Origin of the sequence: Caldalkalibacillus mannanilyticus JCM 10596, assembly GCF_000615945.1 — a bacterium.
GTDB classification, from domain to species: domain Bacteria; phylum Bacillota; class Bacilli; order Caldalkalibacillales; family JCM-10596; genus Bacillus_AT; species Bacillus_AT mannanilyticus.
On sequence record NZ_BAMO01000024.1, the window covers coordinates 27,734 to 51,575 of the forward strand.

Consider the following 23,842-nt stretch of genomic DNA (forward strand, 5'->3'; position numbering starts at 1 on the left):
AAATGATTATCAATGCTGGTTACATTATAATGGGCAAAGAATAGCTCGTCCATGGACAATTGTCTTTTCTATTTTGCACTATTATTATTTTTGCAAAGAAGATCTACTACCTTCTCAAGTAATATTTCATGAGAAAAGGAAGAATATTCTAACCAAAGGTCTTGATTTATAGGATGTACTTGTCTTTTCTTTACTGCCGGTATCTTACTCCAGTCTGGATTATTGGTTAGAGCATACAGCATCTTCTGCGATTGCTGATCAACAGCTGTCATGATAAATAAGTGATCCGCTTCACAAGCAGCTATTTGAGAAGAAGTGATCAATACCTGATTTTTTTCAGGAGGAATACGGTATACCGCATCAACAGGGGTTAATTTCAAGTCATTGTACAGGACATTGCCGATATTACGAGTTCCATATAAACGATAGTGTCCAGCGTAAATTCTCACAATCATAATCTTTTCATAGGAATGAACATTTCCTTTTATTTTTTGAGCTGTCTGAGCTACTTTCTCTTCATATTGGGCAAGCCACCTGTTGGCTTCTTTGGTTTTTCCAACAATATCGGCAATATGTAGAAGGTGCTGCCTCCAATCGTTACCCATCCAAGGAATGGTAACCGTTGGGGCTAGTTTATTTAATAACATTGCCTCTTCTTCATTCTCATCTGCACAAATAATGACATCAGGCTTACTATTATTGAACAGTTGCATAGTAGCTTTAATAATAGAAGAAGTTCCTTGATAAGAATAGAAAGGCAAATATGTTCCATCTATTTGAAATTGATAGCCCCTTTTTTCGGTGTAGTTTATTGAAGCGTAGAGCTCTGACTCCAAAACGTGAAAATGACCATTAAAAGCACAAACAAAGTTCGCTATCTTGCTCCTGTTCTTATTAACATAAACTCTTGGTGCGATTCCTATAGTTTTTTTGAACACACGGCTAAAATAAAACTCATCCTTGTAGCCGACATTGTGGGCAACTTCTCTTAACGTATCGTGGGTCGTAATAAGGAGCTCTTTCGCTTTCTTGATTCTTACGTCATTCAAGTAGTCAATTGGACTTAAACCCATTTCTTTTTTGAAGGCATGTGAGAAATAGCCTTGGCTTAAGTCAGCGATATAAGCTAATTTTTCTCGCGTAATTTCTTCGTGAAAATGGGAGTGGATATACTCAATACTTAATTGAATTCGCCCTTTTGTATCTTTTTCTTCAGTGGAAAACAGCTTTTCTTTATGTAGGAAATAGAGAAGTTCATAAAAATACATTTGCTGTTTGAGCTTCCTTAGTAGGTAATCTGATTCTTCTTGTTCGGATTGATAGAGTTGATCGATCAGTCTTTTTAGTTTAGATATAGGAGAAATGTGAAGCGCTCCTTTTAAAAATAAAGTTTTGTTCTTATGTTTCCTATGCTCCACATCGGTTTGTTTCAGTTCGTTTTGATTTATCAAGATAAATTCGGTTCTATAAAGCTGAATGGGTTCTTTACTTGTTTTTTTGATCTCAATTAGCATGCCAGGATGTAATATGAAGCATTTGTTTTGTGCTAGAGAGTACATGATGCCATCTATGGTTAGTTTTCCGTTACCTTGCCTGACGAAGAGAAGGATGTGAGATGAAACGATATGAGTTTCACAGTTATCTTCAATTGTTGAAAGTTCAATCGTCAGTAATTCGAACAGAGAATGATGGAAAGTCTGAATTGCACTATGATCCATTGGAATTTACTCCTTCACTATGTAGAAATGATTCTTTCACAAATTTTAGGGTGATTATCTGTATGCTTACAACTTTGCATTATATAGATCTTATTGTATAATCAATTGATAATAATAATCAATATCATTTAAAGTGATAGTCATAAAGGAGTGGAAAACGTGGAAAAAGAAGTGTTCGATGTAACGATTATTGGAGGAGGACCAGCTGGATTATTCTCCGCTTTTTACAGTGGTCTTAGGGAAATGAAGACAAAAATCATTGAGTATCAGCCTATGCTGGGAGGAAAAGTGCATGTTTACCCGGAAAAAATGATTTGGGATGTTGGGGGACAGCCACCTATTCTAGGAGAGAAATTAATTGAACAGCTTGTGGAGCAAGGTCTAACGTTTCAACCAACCGTTTTCTTAAATGAAAAAGTAGAGTCCATTGCTAGAGATGAAACAGGGATCTTTGCCCTCCATGCAGCTTCGGGAAACAAGCATTATACCAAGACTGTCATTATTGCGGTTGGAGGAGGGATATTAAACCCTCAAAAAATAGATGTAGAGGGAGCCGAAAGATTTGAGGTTACTAATTTGCATTATACTGTGAAATCTTTGATGCGCTTTAGAAACAAGACGGTAGTCATTTCCGGAGGAGGCAACTCCGCTATTGATTGGGCGAATGAATTAGAGCCGATTGCCAAGAAAGTATATGTTATTTATCGCAAAGAAGCCTTATCAGGACACGAAGCACAGATTACTCAACTGATGAACAGCTCTGCCACATGCATCTTTCATACATCCATTACGAAACTTATCGCAAGCGAGAATCAAGAAATGATCGAACGTGTGGAGTTAACCAATCATCAATCAGGGGATATAACGGATTTATCCGTTGATGAAGTGATTATTAGTCATGGCTATGAACGTGATAAGGCTTTGCTAGAGAATAGTGAAGTAAAGATAGATTTGATCGATGAATATTTTATTGCCGGTAATGCTGTGAGCGCCTCTTCAATAGAAGGAATCTATGCTGCTGGAGATATTCTTAAGCATGAAGGCAAAGTACATTTAATAGCTGGAGCATTTCAAGATGCCGCTAATGCTGTCAATCAAGCGAAACTCTTTATTGAACCAGAAGCCAATAGAGATGGCATGGTTTCCTCACATAACGAGATATTTAAGAACCGAAATCGTGAGTTGATTAAACAATTAATTAATCAATAAGAGATAGAGTAGCTGAATCAGCAAAAATAAGAGTTAAGCTATACATTTTAAAAATAGGAGAGATACATAATGAAAAATAAAAAAAGCTATCTATTATGTTTAGTATTCTTCGTGGTCTTTATATTAAGTGCTTGCAGTACAAGTACCGTTACTGACTTGAACAACTCCGATGCTATAGGAGAACAAAAGGAAGAGCAAGCGAGTGAAGGATCTGAAACAAGAGTCTATGAGAGTACACTAGGTAACATCGAACTTCCGCTACACCCAGAACGAGTTGTTGTAGCCGTTCAAGATTACGTGGGAGATATACTCGCTTTGGGTGTGACTCCTGTTGGAGCAGCAGGCTGGGTGTTCGAACTCCCTATTATGAAGAACAATTAAAAGGGGTTGAGAGTGTTGGAGATAAGACATCGTTTTCGGTTGAAAAAATCATGAGCCTCAATCCAGATATTATCATTACTTATTCTGAAGAACAGTATGATCAGCTAGTTCAAATTGCGCCGACGGTTGTTGTGCCTTATGGACAACAGGATTACCGAGAACGCCTAAGAGAATTTGCTAAAATATTGAATAGGGAAGCCGAAGCCGAGGCTTGGTTAGCCAAACTAGATCAAAAAATAGAAACAAAAAAAGAAGAGCTATTTAAACATGTAGATCAGAGCGAAAAAGTGGTCATCCTTGAATTGGCACAGAAAGAAATCTATTTAATGGGGAAGTCCTATGGACGTGGCGGACAAATTATCTATAATGATTTAGGTTTTCGTGCACCAGCTAAGGTAGAAGAGGTTGCATTTAAGGAGGGTTGGGCTTCTATAGCGCTAGAATCACTTCCAGAATTTCTTGGTGAAGCGGATCATATTTTTTTAGGAGTAAGAGACTCTGCTGTAGGTACTGAGGGTAGTCAGGAAAGAAAAGGTGAGGTAACATCCCTTAGCGTGTGGAAGGATCTACCTGCCGTGAAAGCTGGAAATGTTCATGAATATCAAGTCCAGACATTCTACTTTCAAGATCCGATTGCCATAGACAATCAGTTGGATTTTATAGTTGAACAAATGATTTCAAATCGATAGCAAAATAGTAAGGGAAGGTGTTTATTGATGAATACACCAAGCCTAGATTCCATTTATCAACGTTTTTTTTCTACTTTATTAATTGAACAAACTAGTAAACAATCGTATGTGTTGCCTGATTCGATCGGAAGAGGTGGTTTTAAACGAGTGACCTCTTTTTCAGGGCTTGAGATTGTCTTTTCCGATTTTTATTTTAAGCAGAAGCAGACCAAGAGATTTTCTACGCATGAAGAGATGGTAGAGCTACAATTTATCTTTGATGGGGAGCGTGAGGTTTGGGTATCTGGATCTACCTATGAGATGAAGAAGGGGATAAGCTCCTTTCTTTTTATGAAGGACTTTGAAGCCGTTTTTCAATTTTCTGCATTGGATCGGACGCGTACCTTAGCTCTTGGGATTCCAGTTCCGCTCTTTCAGTACTATTTGGAACAAGAAACGGGGCAAAATCGAATTAGCTTTCAATCGTTTTTGAAAAGAGGTAGATTTAGAAAGCTTGATATAAAACTTGATGCAATGAGCGAACATTTAGTACAACGTATCATTGAAGAAATATCTGGTTCGGATCACTGTTCTTTAACGATTGAATCTAAAGCGCTAGAATTACTAAGTCGGTATATTCGTTTACTGATGTTCGATTCAGGTCATAATGACTCTACAAGAATTTTATCAAGAAATGACATAATGAAAGTGCATCAAGCGGCTGAACTCATGGTGGCACGAATGAGTAACCCACCGTCCTTATTAGAGTTGGCACACTTAGTTAGATTAAATGATTATAAGTTAAAAAGAGGATTTAAGGAGCTATACGGCACAACGGTCTTTGGTTTTTTGCGGGAAAAGCGCTTTGAGTATGCCCTAGATTTATTGCGTAAAGAACAGGGGAATGTAACTCAAGTTGCCTCCGAGGTAGGCTATAATAATTTGAGTGCATTCTCAAAAGGGTTTCGTGAAAAATTTGGAGTATCTCCATCATTAGTTAGGCGATATTATTGAAAAAACAGAGGCTGACGCTTCTGTTTTTTTACTATCTGGCAACATGAAAAGAATCCTTCTCAGCGTAAAAAAATCCGTCTTGAGGTAGTTGAGGCTGACATTCATTTGTATGATGGAGCAGTAACTATAAGGATGATTCGAGGAGGATGAATAGATTGCAAAGAACAAATCGTACAAAAATCATGATCATATTGAGTTTGATGTGGGGATTAGTGGCATGCGCTCATTCAGCGGAAAGTGTGGAGCAAAAACAGAAACAAAAAGTTGTTCAAAATCCTAATGGAGAAGAGGTGAGAATTCCTACAAATCCGCAGCGTGTCGCTGATCTTTCAGGTTCGACAGAGGAACTTCTAATACTTGGTATTGAACCTGTTGCTTCTGGTAATGTTGATTTTGGTAATCAAACAGAGTTTTCTCCCACTATTCGAGATCGCTTGAGTGCAGAAACAGTGAATGTGGGGTGGTATGCACAGCCAATTAATCTTGAAGCAGTGTTAATAGCTGAGCCTGACTTAATTATTGTGGGTACTTATCATGAAGACTTATATGAGCAATTGTCACAAATCGCACCAACGGTCATACAACCCTACGTATATTATGAACCAGCCCAACGTTTGGAATTTTTAGCGAACCTTTTTGATAAAAACAAAGAGCATGATGAATGGGTCGCTCAGTATGAAAGAAAAGTGACAGATTGGAAAGAGAAACTCAAGCCCGTCATTGGGGATGAAACGTTTGTTATTGTGGAAACCTACCCAAAAAGTTTTGTTGTGTATTCCTCATCAGGAATGGCTGAGCTTATTTATGAGGATTTAGATTTAGAACGAACAGAGGGGATTCCAAGCCCTGAAACATGGGGGGGAATAGAGATCAATCTTGAATCTCTGTCTTTTCTGAATCCCGACCATATTATTTTAATGGAGAACAGTGAAAATAAAATAGATGAGAGCACAGTATGGAGCACGCTTACGGCAGTTCAGAAAGGGAATGTCTATAAAATAACAAGTGTTGAGAATTATAACTATTCTTTTACAGCGATGGGACGGATGATGCTGCTAGATCGAATCAGTACACTTATTCTTGAGTCTGGGAAAGAAGGGTAGACTCCTATGAATCCCTCTAGAACCGGGTTGTTGCGCTTGATTCAGTTGGCAGGAGAAAAAAAGAAACTGCTATTATGGGCAGCCATTTCTTCGATTGTTAGTTCATTGTTTCTGCTTGTTCCCTACCTATCCATCTATTTTATATTAGCAGAGCTTCTGCAACACGCAAAATCACCTCTTGAGGCAGATGGAGCTAGTATGCTTCGTTGGTCCTTTATGGCTTTAGGAGGTTTCGTGAGCGGACTTATTGCTCTCTATATCAGCTTAATGTGTTCTCATGTTGCAGCGTTTCGTATCTTGTTTGATCTTCGTGTGAAACTAGCTGAACATATTAGTCATTTACCACTTGGTTTTCTAACAAAAACATCAACAGGAGCGGTAAAGAAAACAGTGGATCAAAATGTGGAGAAAATTGAGAATTTCGTAGCTCATCAATTTCCAGATTTAATTGGAGCTATGGTAACAGGACTAGTGATGTTTATAGTCATGTTGTCGTTAAATGTATGGTTGGCTATCGCTAGTATTTTGCCCCTGATAATTGGACTTATCGCTCAATTTACGTTTATGAGCAAGCAGAAAACTAATGGATACATGAAAAGGTATCATGATGCGCTTGAGGCTATGAATGCATCAACCGTTCAGTATATACGTGGAATGCCAGCAATTAAAGCTTTTAATCAGACCGTGCATTCCTTCCGTCAATTTCAGCAAACGCTATTGGATTACCGTGAATATTGTCTTTATATAACTGCTCAATTTCAAACAAGGTTTATTCTCTTCAAGACAATGCTTGCATCAATCATTATCTTTAGCTTGCCAGTAGGTATCTATTTTCTGAGTATAGATTCAGGAAATCTATTATTTGCTCAGACACTTCTATTTTTTCTTCTTATGGCTCCAGCTATGGCAACACCTATGACGAAACTGCTGAGCTTAAGCAGATCCTTAACTGATATTATTGAGGGAGTGAAGCGTATTGATGAAATATTATTAACGAAGCCGCTACCAGAGGCAAGGGCAAGAACACTCCCAAACTCTTATGAAATTACATTTGAGAATGTTACCTTTTCATATGGAAGCGACAAACAGTCTGCTCTACAAGATGTCTCATTTCGAGCAGAAAAGGGTCAAATAACAGCGTTAGTGGGACCATCAGGATCAGGTAAGTCTACAATAGCAACGCTCATTCCACGCTTCTATGATGTGAGTTCAGGAAGGATTCTAATTGGAGGAGTAGATATTCGTCATATACAGCAGGATGATTTAATGAACTTGGTTTCTTTTGTTTTTCAGGATACAGTTTTGTTTTATGATTCTATTTATGAGAATATTTGGATCGGCAATCCTAAGGCAACGAAGGAAGAGATAGTGATGGCAGCAAAGGCTGCTCAATGCCATACCTTCATTGAAAAGCTGCCTAATGGCTATGATACGCTCATTGGTGAGGGGGGAATTCATTTGTCTGGTGGGGAAGAGCAGCGTTTGGCAGTTGCGCGGGCGATTTTAAAGGATGCACCAATCCTTATTCTAGATGAAGCAACAGCCTATGCTGACCCTGAAAATGAGCATGCTATGCACCAAGCACTTAGTGAGCTGATGAAAGGAAAGACAGTTCTTGTGATTGCACATCGAATGCCTTCCATTCGGACAGCTGATCTGATTGTCGTAATCAATGAAGGCAAACTGTTGGAACAAGGTACGCATGAGATCTTAATGCACCAAGATGGCTTGTATCGTAAGTTGTGGGATCTGTATGTTGATACAAGTAGTTGGGCATTAAGCAAGAGGGGGGCACGAGTATGAACATCTTTCAGAATATTACAGCTGGAAAACCTAAAAAATTGTTCAAGCCAGTCTTGTGGACGACTGTCTCTAATCTTATTGGCATTCTTCCATTTGCACTGGCAATTGAAGCTGTGAGGCTTATTTTCATTTTTCATTCTTCACCTGAGGGGATACTCGATATGACTCGGCTTTGGTGGGTATGTCTGGCTCTTGCCTTGAGTATGCTGATTCTCTATATCGGTGAGATTCCAGCCTACACAGCTTGCTTTCGTGGTGCTTATGATTCAGCTGCAGAGGGACGGACAGAGCTTGCTGAGCATCTCCGTAAGCTCCCCCTAGGTTACATTACTCGACGTGATCCAGGCGATTTAGCTAATTTGATGATGGGGAATTTTTTTACGGTGGAAAATAGCATTTCCCATATTGTACCGCAAATGATTGCTGGGATCATAATGCCTTTGATTGCTGTTATTGGACTGGCTTTCATTGATTGGCGGCTTGCTCTTTCTTTGTTTGCTGTATTGCCTGTAGCCTTTTCGGTTGTACTAGCATCCACAAAATTTCAGCAGAAGCTTGGATTGAGCCATATGAAAGCAAAAATAGATGCGATGAACCGCTTTCAAGAATATCTGAATGGGATACGTGTCATTAAAGCTTACGGTCTAGCTGGTGAACGCTTTTCCCGTCTTCATGGTGCATTTAAAGAGCTAATGCAGAAAAGCATTCGTCTTGAAGCTCTCCTTGGCCCGATTATTCTACTAGGTATTGCTTTAATACGATCGGGTTTAACAATAATGATTATTTTAGGAACGTTTTTATTGATAGGGGGGAAACTTGATGTCATTACCTTTGTTCTCTTTCTGCTAATAGGTACACGTATTTATGACCCTCTTATATCAGCATTAGCCAATTATGCTGAGTTTCGCTATTCTGAGGTGGCAGGCAGTCAAATTGTTGAATTGAAAAATGAAGCGATCATGACTGGACAAGATGAGCCTCCAAAAGGGTATTCTTTGGCATTGGAAAACGTTTCGTTTTGTTACGGAGAAGATCCTTTTATTGAAGGGCTTTCTTTTAAGATCCCACAGGGCTCGTTAACCGCTCTTGTTGGTCCATCAGGAAGTGGAAAAAGTACGGTATTACGGTTACTTGCTCGTTTTTATGATCCGCAAGAAGGAAGAGTGTTAATGGATGGAACAGATATGAAGCAAATGGATCCAGAGAAACTGCTAAAAAATATATCTATTGTTTTTCAAGACGTCTATTTGTTCCAAGACACCATTGCAGGAAACATTCGCTTTGGTAAGCTCGATGCTTCACAGGAAGAAGTGGAACGAGCTGCCCGTCAAGCAAATTGTCATGACTTTATTATGAAGCTGCCAAAGGGGTATGAAACTCTTGTGGGCGAAGGAGGAAGCACACTTTCTGGAGGTGAAAAGCAGCGGATTAGCCTTGCTCGTGCTTTTTTAAAAGATGCTCCCATAGTAATGTTAGATGAGGTCACGGCCTCACTTGATTCTGAGAATGAGTTTTATATTCAGAAAGCCATAAATAAGCTCATAGAAGGACGTACTGTCCTCGTGGTTGCCCATCGTCTGAAAACCATTCGCTATGCGGATCAGATCCTAGTGTTTGAAAAGGGACAAGTGATTGAAAAGGGGGGACATGATGATTTGCTCAAGCAAAAGGGACTTTACGAAAGGTTGTGGTCCTTACAGCAGGAGGCAGCTAGCTGGAAAATTTCTTCATAATGCCCTTTTACATGCTTAATTTGGTAGGATCATTCTTGGAATATAGGGTGTAATACAAAATTTCCCTTGATTTAATTAGTAAGGTAGGTTATTGTGTTAATGATAATGATTATCATTAACACAATAACTAGAAAGAGTAAAGGATTGAACATCTATGGCAAGGAATGAAGTAGATCGTGTACAATACCAAACGGTACAAGAGGAATCCTCAAAGCTTATCTCGCGACCTCTAGTCGCTACCCTCATCATATTCTCAGGAATGATTGCCCTTTTCTTTGGAATAGCTGCTTCTATTTCTTTAGGCGCAGCTGACATTGATTTTAGAACCGTCTGGGAAGGAGTGTTTCAATTTAACCCAGATCTAACCGCTCATCAAATTATTCAGGAGCTAAGAATGCCGCGAGCCATAGCAGCTGCCTTAGTAGGCGCTTTTTTAGCTGTATCTGGGGCAATCATGCAAGGGATGACAAGAAATCCACTTGCTTCACCATCTATTATGGGAATTACGGCTGGATCAGCTTTTATGATCGCTATTGCTTTCGCTTTTTTTCCAGGGACTTCTTATATTGGATTGATGCTGTGGTCCTTTGTGGGGGCTGGAATGTCGGCTTGCCTTGTTTTTGCGATAGGAAGCTTTTCTAAAGGGGGCTTAACTCCAGTCAAGCTTGCTCTTGCTGGAACAGCCGTGAGTGCTTTATTAAGCTCCATTTCTTCTGCCATTGCGATTCATTTTCGTGTTGCACAGGATATTAGCTTTTGGTACGCAGGGGGTGTAGCAGGAACCAAGTGGATTAGTATTCAGATTTTGCTCCCTGTTGCGGTTATTGGCTTATGCTTGGCGTTTATTCTAGCACGCTCAATTACTGTGCTTAGTTTAGGAGAAGAGGTGGCAAAAGGATTGGGACAACGTACGGTTCTGGTAAAAGTACTTGGAACCATTGTCGTCCTTTTATTAACAGGAGCCGCTGTTTCGGTGGCGGGCTCTGTCGGTTTTATTGGATTGGTGATTCCTCATATCACTCGTTTTCTTGTAGGAGTCGATTATCGTTGGATTATTCCATGTGCCGCTATTTTAGGTGCATTATTGCTTGTCTTAGCTGACTTAGGAGCACGCATGATTAATCCCCCTTTTGAAACACCTGTGGGAGCTATCACTGCGCTAATCGGAGTTCCTTTCTTTCTCTACCTTGCTCGTCGTGAAGGGAGAGGACTGTAATGGAGTTGGCAAAAAAAACAGAAAAAAAAACCATTGCTCATCATGGCCCTACTTTTTGTTTTGATTCTACTTTCTTTTTTTATCAGTTTAAATATGGGCTATATTAGAATGGCACCCATGGAGGTCTTAAAAACATTAATCGGCTTAGGGACAGAAAAAGATCAGCTCGTTCTTTTCCAGTTCCGTTTGCCGCGTATGGTGATTGCCTTATTAATTGGAGCAGGATTAGCTATTTCGGGAGCTATTTTACAGGGGGTATCCCAGAACGGGTTAGCGGAGCCGGGAATATTAGGAATTAATGCCGGAGCAGGCTTAGCGGTTGTTTTGTTCATCTTTTTTTTCCAAGGATCTACGTCCTCACTTGGAACATGGTCGATGTTTGCTTTGCCTTTTGCCGCTCTAGTGGGTGGAGGCTTTGCGGCATTTCTTATCTATATTCTTGCTTGGAAGAAAGGAGTTACACCGGTCAGGCTGATCTTGGTTGGAATTGGTGTGAACGCAGCGTTTGCGGCGGCTTTGATTATTTTTCAGCTTAAAATGAACCCACGTGACTTTATGCAAGCAACGATTTGGTTATCCGGTAGCATCTGGAACTCTAATTGGAAGTTTGTCTTGACCATTTTACCTTGGATTATGATTCTACTCCCCTATACGATGTATAAAGCGCGTTATCTAAACATATTGCATTTAGGGGACTATGTGGCAACTGGGTTGGGGGCTGCTGTTGAAAAAGAAAGACGAATCTTATTGATGCTGGCTGTTGCTTTAGCTGGAGCTTGTGTGGCTGTAGGAGGAGGAATCTCTTTTTTAGGTCTTGTTGCTCCGCATTTAGCAAGAAGAATTGTTGGACCCAAGCATCAAGTTATGCTTCCCACGGCTGCCTTGATGGGAGCGTTATTGTTACTAGTAGCTGACACGATCGGTCGTAACATTCTTTCTCCATCAGAAATCCCAGTAGGTCTGGTCGTTTCAGCCTTAGGAGCGCCCTACTTTATTTACTTATTAATAAAAACAAACTAATTCTCATCATACCGAAAAGAAAAGGATGTGATGATAGTGCCCTCGAAACCATTAGACGAATATGATCTCTTTATTGAAAGAGAGTGTATTCGTCTTCTTCAAGAACGACCAGACAATCAATTTTATAATTTTCATGAACGTTTTGGCTCCGGGAGTATGCATCGCTGGCAATTGGAAAGGGGAATGGAACTCTGCATCACTAGATACGATTCGATCGAAGGAAAGCTCTTAAGTAAAGACTTTTACTTTAGGGATACACTAGAGGTAACTTTAATCACTAGCGGCTATTATAAAGTAATTGCCTTTCCTAGTGGAGAGATATACGAAGGAAAAGAAGGAGAGCTTATCTTTAGTCGATTACAGTTAAATCCCAATGTTCTTTTTGAAATATGGGCTCAAAATTGTGAAACTGTGAATATTAAGATTGATCTGACTTTGTTTGAATCGGAGCAGGAGTTACTCCGTTTTTTAAGAGAAAGCTTACCCGAAGCAAACCTCCTTCATTTCTATAAAAAGATGCTGGCTCCTCAAAAAATTAATTGGTTGTTTCAAAGGTTACTGGATTATTCTTCTCCTGAATTGAACAGCCATCCCAATGACTTTTTTCAAAGGAAGGGAATGGCTTTTCAGATTTTGTCTGAAAGCTTACAGTGGGTTCAGCAACAAGGGCAAGCGATCACCTTAACGACAGAAGATTGTCGACTGCTACACCAAGCAAAAGAAATCTTAGTAAAGCGAATGGCTGAACCGCCGAGTGTGATGGAATTGTCGCGTCTTTGTTGTATGAATACAACAAAATTGAAAAAGGGCTTTAAACAGTTATTTCAAACAACCATCTCTAGTTTTATAGTAGAAGAAAAAATACAGCGAGGAAAGCAGTTGTTGGAGGGGACGGAAATGACTGTCACTGAAATAGCTGAAAATTTAGGTTATCAAAACCCTAGTAAGTTTTCAAGCGCATTCAAGAAACGGTACGGACTCTCTCCAAAAGAATGGAGGAATCGGACTAAATAGCAGCTCGTGGTTTTCATTTAATAGCTGATTCTCCACCTTTTAATTGATAATAATAATTATTATCGATTAAAATAATAAAAAGTTAGCTTGAAAAATTTCTGTATAAGGTGGTTAAAAAAATGGGATACAGAATTGAAAAAGATACATTAGGAGAAGTTCATGTACCTTCAGATAAGCTTTGGGGCGCTCAAACACAGCGAAGCAGTCAAAATTTTAAAATTGGGATAGAGAAAATGCCAGAAGAAGTCATTAAAGCCTTTGTGATTTTAAAGAAAAGTGCAGCCTTGGTTAATCACCAGCTTGGAAAGCTAGATGCTGAGAAAGCGGATGTGATTGTGAAGGTAGCGGAAGAGCTACTGGAGGGAGAGTTCAGAGAGCATTTTCCGCTTGTTGTTTGGCAGACGGGAAGTGGAACCCAATCAAATATGAATGTGAATGAGGTCATTGCGAATCGAGCCAACCAATTATTGTTGGAGCAGGGTAGAGCGACAAAGGTTCATCCTAATGATGACGTCAATCAGTCTCAAAGCTCAAATGATACCTTCCCTACAGCTATGCATATTGCAGCTGTTATGGCTGTAGAGGATCAAGTCATCCCTGCTCTCCAAAAATTAAAAGCAACGCTGGCTATTAAGATAGAAGCCTTTCAATCTATAATTAAAATTGGTCGAACCCATTTACAAGATGCAACTCCTTTAACTCTAGGTCAAGAAATAAGTGGCTGGCATAGAATGCTTGAAAAAACAGAAAAAATGTTAACAGAAAGTCTCGAGTTAATGAGAGAATTAGCGATTGGAGGAACGGCTGTAGGTACAGGGATCAATGCACATCCAAATTACGGAGAGTTGATGGCAAACCAAATCAGTGTGTTAACAGGAAAAAAATTTGTCACAGCGCTCAACAAGTTTCATGCTTTAACGAGCCATGATGAAATCGTCTATTGCCATGGGGCATTGAAAGCACTAGCGGCTGATTTAATGAAAATTGCCAACGATGTCAGATGGTTAGCGAGCGGTCCGCGTTGTGGGATTGGAGAGATTACCATTCCAGCAAATGAACCAGGTAGCTCCATCATGCCTGGCAAGGTAAATCCAACTCAAAGCGAGGCTATGACCATGGTGGCTTGTCAAGTGTTTGGAAATGATGCAAGCATTGGATTTGCTGCTAGCCAAGGTAACTTTGAGTTAAATGTGTTTAAGCCAGTCATAATCTATAATTTTCTTCAATCTGCTAGATTATTAGCTGATGCGATGGTGTCTTTTCATGATCATTGTATAGTGGGCATGGAAGCCAATGAGAAAGCCATTCAACAAAATTTAGAAAGATCGTTAATGCTAGTGACGGCACTAAACCCACATATCGGCTATGAGAAAGCAGCATCTATAGCTAAATTAGCTCATGAAGAAGGGTTAACATTAAAAGAAGCCGCGCTTAAAACAAAGATCCTTACAGAGGAGCAGTTTGATACACTTGTACGTCCAGAGGAAATGATTCATCCCAAGGAGAGTTGATAATGTGGGGAATTATGCCTATTTGTGTTTTGCAGATGAGAGTCCTCTCCCAGTGCTAGTCCACTCCAGTGGTCTGCCTTTTATCGATACTGAATTTTATGAGGAACTTGTCTAGTTGAAGCAATAAATGAAGGAGATGTCCTTCAGATGGAGTTTTTACTCCACCTAAAGGTTAGATAGGGCTAAATTTAGGAGATTTCTTTTTGCAAGACTGGTTTCTTTGTCCTTGTTAAGGGAACCCAGAGGATGAAAATAAAGAGAAAGAGACTCATGAGAAACCAAAATGGTGAAGAATGATTCACTTCGTAGAGCATGGTACTTACAATAGGAGAGATAATCGCCGCTATTCCCTGTACTGCGGCGATTAACCCCGCTACTGCTCCTTGCTGCTCCGCTGATACGGCAAGTGATGCACCAGACATGAACCCTGGCATGATCAGCCCGACTCCAATCCCAAATATAAAGAAGGCAACATAATAAATCGAGAGGGAGGAGGTTACTAAAAGTAATAATAAACTAAGAATAGATATGGGAATACCTAAGAGAATTAGTTTATTTGGCTGCCAATTCAACACTTTCATTTGTAACACTTGAGTGCCCACTAATGCCAGACCCGATAAGGTTAATGCCACGGAAAGAATGCGAGCTGTCCCTTCAACTGTTAGCTTCAGTGTGTCTTGTAGGTAGAATCCAGCATTCACCTGTAGAGTAATGATAGAAGAAACCGTGATGAAGCCTATCAATAGATAAGGACGAGCCCTTTTATGCCACAAATGTAAACGTGGCACTGTTTCTCTACTCACTGATTTTTGAGGAGGAACAATGAACGCAATAATAAAGAAAGCAATAAACGGCAATAAAATACTAAGATAGAGGGGAAAGAGCAAGCCTAATACGGCTAATGCCCCTCCAATGGCAGGACCAAAAACGAGTCCCAATCCATTGGCTGCCCCGATCATCGCCATACCAGACGTTCTTTCTCCGGAACTTGTGATGTCAGCCATGTAGGTTGAGCAGTGGAAGGGACGGCAGGAATAAAGGCACCTACCAATGTTCGTGCTAGGACCAGTAAAATAAATATTGTGGTCACTTCCAACCAACGCTGGAAACCCACATATACAACCAAAGTATATAGAAGATAACTGATTGAAATCCCGATCATCCCCATCATCATAATCGGTTTACGTCCGATTTGGTCGCTCCACCTTCCCCATAACGGTCCCATGATTGCCATACTAATAGAACCAATAGAAACCATCCAGCCAGCCTGACTCTCACTTAAACCAAGCTCTCTCACAATCGGTGCTAGTATGGGTAAAATAACGGACAGACCTAGATAGGAAATAAAAACGCTAAAAAAAATGGTTTTTTTCACTTGATTCATAACTTATCACTCCTTCTATCCTCTATCCTACCTCTAATGAACAATAAGCAGAGCACCCTAACGAAACAAAAACCACCCCTTAAAGGAGAAAATAGTCTAGGTTCACTTCCAAAATTAATAAAGGGAAAGGAATATGGGGAAAATACAACAAAAGTGTGTTGTTAGGAGGAAGCGCCTTGGAACATATCATGCCCTTGTTCAAAGCACTAGGAATGTTTCTCGTAGGATTAATGGCTTTTAGAGTGATGGGCAGCCAGACCGTGGGAGATTAACCGACTTTGATTTGATCATTGTCATCGCCATTGGTGCTTTGATTGGTGCTCCCTTAGTAGATGATGAGTTAAGTCCGTTGAAAGCAATTGTAGCCATTATTGGACTGGTTATAGCTCAGATGATTGCGAGCTGGTTAGCGTTAAAGAGCAAATTCATGGAAATGCTAATCATGGGCAAGCCCATTCAACTAATCGATCAGGGAAGAATACTAATGAAGGGCTTGCGTAAGGCTAGGTTAACCAAGAATGACCTTATTCAGGAGCTAAGAATCAAGGGAGTCAAATCCATTGAAGAAGTAGAAAAAGCCTACCTTGAACCTGGAGGGAAAATCAGTATGATTGAAAAGGGGGAAGAAGATTCAGGATGATATCTTCCTAGCAAATCAAAGCATATACCAAAAAGAGCATCGAATGAACTTCCTTTCAATGCTCTTTTTGGTATTCAGATATCTAGTGCCAAACAGATTCGAAACCTTCTTGCTGAACCCCTCTCTTGGTTTGCTCATTTCACTAGAGCCAAGTAAAGTGAACAATCGTGACTGTAATCAGTAAATAGAGAATATTTAACGGGATCCCTACTTTTAAGTAATCTGAAAAACGGTAGCCTCCAGGACCATAAACGATCAAATTGGTCTGGTAGCCTATGGGGGTAGCGAAACTGGCTGAGGCAGCAATGGCGATACTGACGAAGAATGCCATAGGGTCCACCTGGAGCTGTTGAGCGATAGCCAATGAAACAGGAAACATTAATACAACGGCAGCATTATTCGTAATGACTTCAGTAAATAAGGTTGTTAGCAAATAAACCACGATAATCGCACCGATCACACCGATTCCTTCTGTTAGTAAAATAAAATAATTAGCAATATAAGCCGCCGTACCTGTTTGTTCGATGGCAATTCCTATCCCGATAGAGCAGGCAATAAGCAGAAGTACATTAAATTGGAGATGCTTTTTCACCCCATCAAAAGTAATCGTTTGGGTTAAAAACAAGCAAATAACCGCTAACATAGCAGCTTTGAACATAGAAAGGAGGTTGAAGGAAGCAAGCAGAACCATAGCAACTAAGACGATGATGGCAATCCAGGATTTATTGGTATTGACAACATGAGGACGAGAAATAGGAGAAATTAAATAAAAATCAGTCGAAGTAGACCAGCGATTTAGAAAATCATTATTCGCTATGAGGAGTAACGTATCGCCCGGTTTAAAAACAATATCAGCCACTTTGCTCTTGATGCGTTCATGATTTCGGTGGACAGCGACAACTCCTGCTCCGAATTTCGCTCTAAACTTGCTCTGTTTAATGGTTTGATGGATCAGAGAGGATTGATGAGAAACCACAGCCTCCACTAAGCTTGCATTCCCGTTTTCTAAATCCTCCAACCGTAAATGAGTACCTGTTTCAACATGTAATCCCCTAATGTTTTGGAGTTCTACAATGGTAGAAATCATGCCGCTGAAAATCAGACGGTCACTCTCACGAATTTTTTTATAAGGAGAAACAGGAGCAATTCTTTCTCCATTGCTTCTGATTATCTCAATAAGATACAGATCGTTCAATTCATTAAATCCAGCTTCTTTAATGGTTTTTCCAATCAAGGGAGAGTTGACCTCTACCACGACCTCTCCTAGATATTCCTTTGAGCTCTCATTAAAAGAATCTTCAGAGGTTTTTCTGGAAGGGAGCAGCTGGTATCCGAGAGTTGTCATAAATAATATCCCTATGATTCCAGCGGGGATACTTACAATGGCTAAGGTAAACATAGAAAATCCAGCTAAGCCATGCTCTAGCATGAGCCGTGAACGAGAAGATTCGTCGAGGTTCCAATTAAGGTAATCGTTCCTCCGAAAATGGCTGCAAAGGAGAGTGCCATGAGAAATTTAGAAGGAGCAATCTGATTTTCTTTACACCATTTTCGTACAATGGGTGTGAACATCACAACGATTGGGGTGTTGTTCAGAAAAGCCGATAGACTAGAGATAGGAATCATCATTCTAAGTAGAGATTGGCGCGGCTTCTTCCCTGAGCCTAAGGCTTTGGTCAGAAAATGATTTAATAAGCCGCTTTGTTGAACCGCTCCTGCTACAATGAATAACAAGGCTACGGTTAGCATTCCTTCATTGGAAAAACCTCTCAGGGCATCAGATGGGGCTAAGACCCCACTGATCACTAAAATAGACAACGCAAAAAAAACGATAAAGTCAGGGCGACTGATTTCTTTCGTTAAGCAATATAACATCATGAACACAACGGTTAAAACCAACCCAATTTCAAATGTCATTCTAAATCCCATCTTTTTCATAAATTTTTTTGAAAACCAGACATTCGTCTATAGTATCTTATTATGAAAAAGTGGGATTTGTGACTTTTGGGCTAACATCATTTTCAATTCTGTATCTCTATCCCTCATTTAATTTTTGCTTTGCGTTATCCCGTTTGCGTGGCTCAGCCGTTCGATATCGGAGGATCGACATAGGAGCTCGAAAGACAGAATCTAACCAATCTATAAAATGATAAGGAGCAAAAGGAGAAGTGTAATAACTGCCAAAGCTTCGTAAACCAACTAAGTGAACATTCAGCAGAATAAAGACAAGAATAATCCCGTATAATCCAAAAATCGCGGCTGCTACCATGATCATAAAACGCAAGAAGCGAAAGGTAATGCTCACACTATACGCTGGGATAGCAAAGGACGACACCGCAGTTAAGGCAACGACAATAACCATGATTGGGCTAACAAAGCCTGCTCGAACAGCAGCATCGCCAATGACTAATCCACCAACGATCCCAATGGTTTGTCCTACAGGACGAGGTAGACGTACTCCAGCTTCACGTAATAATTCAATGGTAATCTCCATTAGAATTGCTTCGACGAAAGCAGGGAAGGGAACTCCTTCCCTAGCACCCGCTGTTGAGAGTGCGAGAGGAGTAGGAATCATCCCCTGATGATAAGAAACCATCGCAATATAAATGGCTGGGAGAAACAGTGAGATGAAAGCAGCAAAATAGCGTAGAATACGAATTAGGGTACCTATATACCATCGCTCATAGTAATCCTCAGAGGACTTAAAGAGCTGATGAAATGTAATAGGAGCAATTAATACAAAAGGAGTCCCTTCAACAAGAATAATAATTTGCCCATTTAACAAGGCTCCCACAGCTTTATCTGGTCTTTCCGTATGAAGAAGCTGAGGAAAGGGAGAAAGGACATTATCCTCAATTAATTGTTCAATAACTCCTGTTTCGAGAATATCATCCGTTTCCACACAAGCCAGACGATAACGTACTTCTTCAATCAGATCTTCATTGGCAATGCCTTTGATGTAAGCAAGAGCGAAAGGGCTACGCCCCTGTTCCCCCAGCCGTCCCATTTGTATGATTAAGTCAGGGTTGGATAATCTGCGACGTATTAAAACTATATTTGTCTGTAGGTTTTCAATAAAGCCATCCCTAGGTCCACGAATGACGACCTCACTCTGAGGTTCTTGTACAGAGCGTTCATCAAAGCCCCGAGTATTTAAGATAATCAGCTTCTGAATCCCTTCAATAACAAGAAGGGAATCGCCACTCATGAGGTAGGTAATCGCATCATCAAATGAATCATGCACACTCAATTGAGAATTTGTGATCACTTCTTGAAGTAACGTTTGCAAGAATTCTTGCTCCCTGAGGTGATCCATTTTTTGTTGTGTTTCGAGAAGCGGCTTCAGGATATCCTTATTGATCAATTCCTGCTTGCTTAACCCTTTTATATAAAAGAGAGAAGCCGGACGATTTTGAGCAATCATAATCTCTCTTTGAATGACATCATCGCTCTCTCCAACGATGCTTTTGATTGTTGAAGTCGTTTCGTTCAGCCGGGAGGACAGGGCAACATCTTTGTAGTTTTTAAGCTCCTTGGTGTCTTTGCGTGAAGCTTGATTCAATTTGCGGAGTATTTTTTTTAACATAGGACGCTCCCTCACTTTGGGTGTTGTATCACTGATCCTCTAATTTTTCATTTAACATATAGTGACGTATTTGAACCTCAGCTTTCACATCAAATGTCGCTTTTGAAAATCCACCGTTCTCACCATCCCAAGTTCCTTTGGCTTTTTTCCAGTAGTTATAATCCTTTTGTTTTACATACTTATATAATTCAAAAATATCCACATGATATTCCTTTTGCATTTTTTCGAGCAATCTCGTGATTTGTTTTTCAATTTGTGCAGATATTGCTTCTTCCAACTTTTCCAGAGTTGCTTGGTCATTGATCTCGATGGCATGAATCCAATTCTCGACAAAGGCTCCTTCTGTTTTGACCTCAATTTGAAAGTGATCCTTCCCATTTTTTTTCTCATACTCAATCGTTGTCGCTGCAGATAAATTTTCATAGACAAAGATTTGATCGTTCTCATAGGGAATTTCGAGAGCCGACATGTAGACTGAATTGGTAATCCAATTGTAGGCTCTGGCTTCTTCCTCACCTAACCAACCAATCATTTCATTGGTTTTGCCACGAAAGACGGCAGCTCCTCCAATTTTTACTCCCCCTTCGCCATGATGCACAATTCGTGGGAGAATATAGCTTGTTTGACCAATGACATATTGAGAGAGCTTGCCTATATCAGCAGGTTCAACCATCCCGAGTACTCTTGGATGATTGTCGCTAATATCTGAAACGGAAATAGCCACTATGTTTTCCAAGGGATGCTCATCACTTAGAATATCTGTGGTTTTTTCTTCACTAATGAATACCTTTGTTTTTCTGCGCATCTCATGATCACGAATAAAAAAGTCGATCAAGTGTTCAATAATGCCTCTACGTGCTAGTTCTTGATGAATGATTAGTACCTTGAGATGCTCGAAATTAATCACTCTGCTGCTTCGAGCCGAGAAGTTCCTATTAATTTTGAAGTTGGTCATGCCAATCGAGGTCATATTATGAAAGGCTTGCCCGCTCCCGCCGCCTTGCTCCGTTTTAATGTTGCTTGGAACAGCAATTTGAAAGGTTGATTTATAGAATTCTCCATGATGCTTATGAGAGGGGACATGCCCTGTTTCTTTTCTATATCTTTCTTCATATGTTTTTTGTTCTTCTTCTTCCAGTGGGTCCAGTCCTACCGCTAACAGAAAGCCAATCTCTTCAATTTCATTTCGATCCCAGCAGCTAGAGAGAATAAGCAACAAGGAAAGGAGAAAAATGCTGAAAATGATCTTTTTCATTTCTTACCTCCTTGCTGCTCATGGCTCAGGCTTACTTTTCCTTGGAGAATTTCCTCTCTTTTTCGTTGGTTTTCTTCCAGCATCCAGGGGAGCTTGGTCACCTTTTTCAACCAATGATTGAGATATTGAATGAGAAGAGAGAGAAGGAAGGTCCCTACTGCAAACCAAAAAACAGATCTTTGAGGCATGAAGCCAAGTACACGATCCATTAAATCGCCGATATTCATTCCATCACAACCTAAAACATTATTTTAAGGGTGTATCTTAGTTTTTTTAGTTTCTCAACTTTCATATTGATTTATTCCAAAATTTTGTACGTTTCTTTCTTAGCCAGAGAGTTAGGTAACCGAAGAGCAATCCAGCAAAAACATTAATGCCTCCAAGCCAGCCGCTCCAATCACCAAAGGTAAAGGTTTCAGTCAAGGAATTGGGAATGAAGGCAACGATAAAGGCAAAAAAAAGAATAACAGAGGGAAGAAGTTCCTTTGTTTTAGTGGATGTCGCATAGGTTTTGGATAATAGTTCATTTTTAATGATGGAATAAATCAGATAATGACTAATGCAAATGGTATTAAAAATGGTCATAATCCAGACGGTCATCATAAGGGCTTCTAAGCGTTCTATGAATCCCCCTGGTACGTCCATTTCTTTGGCTAATTCAAGCATTGGAAAGGTAATAAAATAGGTGGCATTTAGAGAGAAAATGGAGTACGAAAAAACAGTTACTAGCACATAGATTACAGTAATGAGCCCTACTGTAAGGTTGAAAGGTAAGGCTCGAAGATCTGATTTCTTCATATAAGCCATAAGAAAAAATAATATTTCAACACCTAAGAATGCGAAAAAGGTAAGTTTTATTCCCCGCAAAACAGGAACAATCCCTTCAGCCAATACGGGTCTAAGTGGCTCCAACTTAAAGCCTGGTAAGTTGATAGTCAGGATAGAAAAGACCACAAATAAAATGATCGGCATAAATAAGAGATTAAGATGAATCACTCCTTGTAGTCCCTTGTGTACAGCATAGGTACTAAGCAAAAGCATAGAGGCAACAATTACTTCTGCGGGAGTTTGATCTAGCAAATACATGTTAATCACCACAGACATGACTCGAACCAGAATAGACATGATCGTGATAAAATACAGGATAAAAAGAATAGCCAAACCTCTAACTCCCCATTTGCCAATGGGACCCTGACCTAGGTATTGAAGAAGAGTTTGTCCAGGAAAAGAACGCTGTAAACGAACATAAAGAGTATATAGAACCATAAAGAGAAGACCGCCAAGAATAATGGAGATCCAGCCATCCGCCGTCCCTAGCTCCTGAGCTAAGGCTCTGGGAAGAGATAATATTCCTACACCGATGGTAAATGATATGACAGTAATACTTATTTCTAGGGGAAGAATACGGTACTGTCCCTGAGTGTTCATCCATGCACGTCCTTCCTTATTGTGGTTAACGTACTTTCTTCCTTTTTCTAATCCAAACAGTCAGATAACCAAATACCACCCCACTGATAATAAGAACTCCTCCAAGCCAGCCAATCCAATCAGAAAACGTAAAACTCTCTGGTAAGGAATTAGGGATAAACGCAACAATAAAGATGATAAACTGTACGACGATTGGCATTATTGCTTTTAACTTCTGGAAAACCATGTGTTTAGATCTTGTAAAATAATCTTTTAAAATAGTAGAAGCCAAGAAGTGGTTCATCGCCATAGTATTAAAAATGGTCATAATCCACACTGTCATCATAAGAGACTCTAAACGCTCGACAAATCCACCAGGTACTTCAATCTCCTTAGCAATCTCCAAGGTGGGAAAAGTAATGAATTTAGTAGCATCTAATGAAAAAAGGGAGTAAGAAAAGATCGTGACCAGTATATAGAGCAGGGTAATGATGCCTATTGTGATGTTAAGAGGAATGGCACGTAAATCAGACTTTTTCATATAGGCCATAAGGAAGTAGAGAATCTCAAAGCCTGTGAAAGCGAAAAAAGTTTCTTTTACTGCAATCAGAACAGGAGAAATTCCTTCAGACAGGACAGGACGCAAGGGGGCGAAGCTGAATGGGCCTAGATTCGCTGTAATGATGACTAGAACGACAAGAAAAATAATGGGCATGAAGATCAAATTAAGATGAACGAGCCCTTGTACTCCTCGATAGGCTGCATAGGTAGTTAGAAGCAGCATCGTAGCAACAATGACTTCAGCAGGAGTCTGATCCAAGAGGTATAATTTAACAACCACAGATAAAATACGTGCTAAAAAGGCAGCGATGGATAAAAAATAAATGAAAAAAATAAGAGCCAATAGCTTTTCCATCCATTTGCCAATGGACCCTTTTCCTATGAACTGTAAAAGAGTTTGACCGGGAAAATAGCGCTGCAAACGGACATATAAGCTAATTATAATCATGACAAGAACTCCGCTCAGAGCAATGGAAATCCATCCATCAGGAGTTTCTAATTCTTGTGCTAAGGATCTGGGAATCGTTAGAATACCTACTCCAATAATAAAAGACATAATGGAAATGCTCATTTCAATGGGGATAATTTGATAATGATTCTGGTTGTTCATAGGACATCT

20 protein-coding genes and 1 pseudogene are annotated in these 23,842 nt (G+C 39.9%); 12 read left to right on the forward strand and 9 right to left on the reverse strand.

What is annotated here, in order from left to right; translation table 11 throughout:
* Positions 1-68 precede the first annotated feature (68 nt).
* Positions 69-1,718, reverse strand: coding sequence for a helix-turn-helix domain-containing protein (locus JCM10596_RS13495; RefSeq protein WP_025027583.1), 1,650 nt, complete (start codon positions 1,716-1,718; stop codon positions 69-71).
* 159 nt (positions 1,719-1,877) lie between these two features.
* On the opposite strand from JCM10596_RS13495, the gene JCM10596_RS13500 reads away from it, so the two are divergent.
* From JCM10596_RS13500 to fumC, 11 genes are all read left to right on the forward strand, one after another.
* The gene (locus JCM10596_RS13500; protein ID WP_034681335.1) at positions 1,878-2,927 is read left to right on the forward strand and encodes an NAD(P)/FAD-dependent oxidoreductase; all 1,050 of its coding nucleotides are present in this window, start codon (positions 1,878-1,880) and stop codon (positions 2,925-2,927) included.
* A gap of 69 nt (positions 2,928-2,996) precedes the next feature.
* A complete protein-coding gene (locus JCM10596_RS30305; RefSeq protein ID WP_051541317.1) occupies positions 2,997-3,308 on the forward strand; it encodes an ABC transporter substrate-binding protein in 312 nt (103 codons plus the stop codon).
* Positions 3,272-3,997, forward strand: a complete 726-nt coding sequence (locus tag JCM10596_RS28775) for an ABC transporter substrate-binding protein (protein ID WP_234410513.1) — start codon at positions 3,272-3,274, stop codon at positions 3,995-3,997. Before JCM10596_RS30305 ends, JCM10596_RS28775 begins: the two co-directional genes overlap by 37 nt.
* A gap of 27 nt (positions 3,998-4,024) precedes the next feature.
* The gene (locus tag JCM10596_RS13510; protein WP_025027585.1) at positions 4,025-4,990 is read left to right on the forward strand and encodes a helix-turn-helix transcriptional regulator; all 966 of its coding nucleotides are present in this window, start codon (positions 4,025-4,027) and stop codon (positions 4,988-4,990) included.
* Positions 4,991-5,145: 155 nt separating this feature from the next.
* Positions 5,146-6,093, forward strand: a complete 948-nt coding sequence (locus JCM10596_RS13515) for an ABC transporter substrate-binding protein (RefSeq protein WP_025027586.1) — start codon at positions 5,146-5,148, stop codon at positions 6,091-6,093.
* A gap of 6 nt (positions 6,094-6,099) precedes the next feature.
* Positions 6,100-7,896: an ABC transporter ATP-binding protein gene (locus JCM10596_RS13520; protein WP_025027587.1), complete on the forward strand. Its 1,797-nt coding sequence runs from the start codon at positions 6,100-6,102 to the stop codon at positions 7,894-7,896.
* Positions 7,893-9,629 carry an ABC transporter ATP-binding protein gene (locus JCM10596_RS13525; RefSeq protein ID WP_025027588.1) on the forward strand — a complete coding sequence of 579 codons (1,737 nt, stop codon included), beginning with the start codon at positions 7,893-7,895 and terminating at the stop codon, positions 9,627-9,629. The genes JCM10596_RS13520 and JCM10596_RS13525 overlap by 4 nt, the downstream gene beginning before the upstream one ends.
* A gap of 259 nt (positions 9,630-9,888) precedes the next feature.
* Complete coding sequence (locus tag JCM10596_RS13530) at positions 9,889-10,845, forward strand: FecCD family ABC transporter permease (RefSeq protein ID WP_439644841.1); 957 nt, start codon at positions 9,889-9,891, stop codon at positions 10,843-10,845.
* Positions 10,846-10,887: 42 nt separating this feature from the next.
* Positions 10,888-11,865, forward strand: coding sequence for a FecCD family ABC transporter permease (locus JCM10596_RS13540; RefSeq protein WP_034681350.1), 978 nt, complete (start codon positions 10,888-10,890; stop codon positions 11,863-11,865).
* Positions 11,866-11,901: 36 nt separating this feature from the next.
* Positions 11,902-12,879 carry a helix-turn-helix transcriptional regulator gene (locus JCM10596_RS27975; RefSeq protein WP_025027591.1) on the forward strand — a complete coding sequence of 326 codons (978 nt, stop codon included), beginning with the start codon at positions 11,902-11,904 and terminating at the stop codon, positions 12,877-12,879.
* A gap of 119 nt (positions 12,880-12,998) precedes the next feature.
* Positions 12,999-14,390, forward strand: coding sequence for a class II fumarate hydratase (gene fumC / locus JCM10596_RS13550; RefSeq protein ID WP_025027592.1), 1,392 nt, complete (start codon positions 12,999-13,001; stop codon positions 14,388-14,390).
* A gap of 188 nt (positions 14,391-14,578) precedes the next feature.
* Here fumC and JCM10596_RS31390 read toward each other — a convergent pair.
* A pseudogene (locus JCM10596_RS31390) lies at positions 14,579-15,774 on the reverse strand (MFS transporter).
* A 283-nt stretch (positions 15,775-16,057) separates the two neighbouring features.
* Here JCM10596_RS31390 and JCM10596_RS13570 point away from each other — a divergent pair.
* Positions 16,058-16,414: a DUF421 domain-containing protein gene (locus JCM10596_RS13570; RefSeq protein ID WP_025027593.1), complete on the forward strand. Its 357-nt coding sequence runs from the start codon at positions 16,058-16,060 to the stop codon at positions 16,412-16,414.
* 142 nt (positions 16,415-16,556) lie between these two features.
* Here the strand turns inward: JCM10596_RS13570 and JCM10596_RS25550 are convergent, their stop codons facing one another.
* The 7 genes from JCM10596_RS25550 to JCM10596_RS13600 all read right to left on the reverse strand — a co-directional run bounded on the left by JCM10596_RS25550 (position 16,557) and on the right by JCM10596_RS13600 (position 23,833).
* Positions 16,557-17,813 carry an SLC13 family permease gene (locus JCM10596_RS25550; protein WP_369345638.1) on the reverse strand — a complete coding sequence of 419 codons (1,257 nt, stop codon included), beginning with the start codon at positions 17,811-17,813 and terminating at the stop codon, positions 16,557-16,559.
* A 23-nt stretch (positions 17,814-17,836) separates the two neighbouring features.
* Positions 17,837-18,331 (reverse strand): sodium:proton antiporter, encoded by a 495-nt coding sequence (locus JCM10596_RS31395; protein ID WP_369345639.1) that lies wholly within the window; start codon positions 18,329-18,331, stop codon positions 17,837-17,839.
* A 118-nt stretch (positions 18,332-18,449) separates the two neighbouring features.
* Positions 18,450-20,000 carry a spore germination protein gene (locus JCM10596_RS13580; RefSeq protein ID WP_034681337.1) on the reverse strand — a complete coding sequence of 517 codons (1,551 nt, stop codon included), beginning with the start codon at positions 19,998-20,000 and terminating at the stop codon, positions 18,450-18,452.
* A gap of 28 nt (positions 20,001-20,028) precedes the next feature.
* Positions 20,029-21,255, reverse strand: a complete 1,227-nt coding sequence (locus JCM10596_RS13585; RefSeq protein ID WP_025027595.1) for a Ger(x)C family spore germination protein — start codon at positions 21,253-21,255, stop codon at positions 20,029-20,031.
* Positions 21,252-21,482 carry a hypothetical protein gene (locus JCM10596_RS13590; RefSeq protein ID WP_025027596.1) on the reverse strand — a complete coding sequence of 77 codons (231 nt, stop codon included), beginning with the start codon at positions 21,480-21,482 and terminating at the stop codon, positions 21,252-21,254. The genes JCM10596_RS13585 and JCM10596_RS13590 overlap by 4 nt, the downstream gene beginning before the upstream one ends.
* 61 nt (positions 21,483-21,543) lie before the next feature.
* A complete protein-coding gene (locus tag JCM10596_RS13595; RefSeq protein WP_025027597.1) occupies positions 21,544-22,683 on the reverse strand; it encodes a GerAB/ArcD/ProY family transporter in 1,140 nt (379 codons plus the stop codon).
* A 25-nt stretch (positions 22,684-22,708) separates the two neighbouring features.
* A complete protein-coding gene (locus JCM10596_RS13600; RefSeq protein WP_025027598.1) occupies positions 22,709-23,833 on the reverse strand; it encodes a GerAB/ArcD/ProY family transporter in 1,125 nt (374 codons plus the stop codon).
* Positions 23,834-23,842: the final 9 nt, after the last annotated feature.

Excerpts from the sequence above, each read along its gene's own strand:
- JCM10596_RS13495 (WP_025027583.1), bottom strand. The coding sequence starts at position 1,718 with ATGGATCATAGTGCAATTCAGACTTTCCATCATTCTCTGTTCGAATTA.
- JCM10596_RS30305 (WP_051541317.1), top strand. The coding sequence starts at position 2,997 with ATGAAAAATAAAAAAAGCTATCTATTATGTTTAGTATTCTTCGTGGTC.
- JCM10596_RS13510 (WP_025027585.1), top strand. The coding sequence starts at position 4,025 with ATGAATACACCAAGCCTAGATTCCATTTATCAACGTTTTTTTTCTACT.
- JCM10596_RS13520 (WP_025027587.1), top strand. The coding sequence starts at position 6,100 with ATGAATCCCTCTAGAACCGGGTTGTTGCGCTTGATTCAGTTGGCAGGA.
- JCM10596_RS13525 (WP_025027588.1), top strand. The coding sequence starts at position 7,893 with ATGAACATCTTTCAGAATATTACAGCTGGAAAACCTAAAAAATTGTTC.
- JCM10596_RS13530 (WP_439644841.1), top strand. The coding sequence starts at position 9,889 with ATGATTGCCCTTTTCTTTGGAATAGCTGCTTCTATTTCTTTAGGCGCA.
- JCM10596_RS13540 (WP_034681350.1), top strand. The coding sequence starts at position 10,888 with ATGGCCCTACTTTTTGTTTTGATTCTACTTTCTTTTTTTATCAGTTTA.
- fumC (WP_025027592.1), top strand. The coding sequence starts at position 12,999 with ATGGGATACAGAATTGAAAAAGATACATTAGGAGAAGTTCATGTACCT.
- JCM10596_RS25550 (WP_369345638.1), bottom strand. The coding sequence starts at position 17,813 with ATGTTTACCTTAGCCATTGTAAGTATCCCCGCTGGAATCATAGGGATA.
- JCM10596_RS31395 (WP_369345639.1), bottom strand. The coding sequence starts at position 18,331 with ATGACATTTGAAATTGGGTTGGTTTTAACCGTTGTGTTCATGATGTTA.
- JCM10596_RS13580 (WP_034681337.1), bottom strand. The coding sequence starts at position 20,000 with ATGTTAAAAAAAATACTCCGCAAATTGAATCAAGCTTCACGCAAAGAC.
- JCM10596_RS13585 (WP_025027595.1), bottom strand. The coding sequence starts at position 21,255 with ATGAAAAAGATCATTTTCAGCATTTTTCTCCTTTCCTTGTTGCTTATT.
- JCM10596_RS13590 (WP_025027596.1), bottom strand. The coding sequence starts at position 21,482 with ATGAATATCGGCGATTTAATGGATCGTGTACTTGGCTTCATGCCTCAA.
- JCM10596_RS13595 (WP_025027597.1), bottom strand. The coding sequence starts at position 22,683 with ATGAACACTCAGGGACAGTACCGTATTCTTCCCCTAGAAATAAGTATT.
- JCM10596_RS13600 (WP_025027598.1), bottom strand. The coding sequence starts at position 23,833 with ATGAACAACCAGAATCATTATCAAATTATCCCCATTGAAATGAGCATT.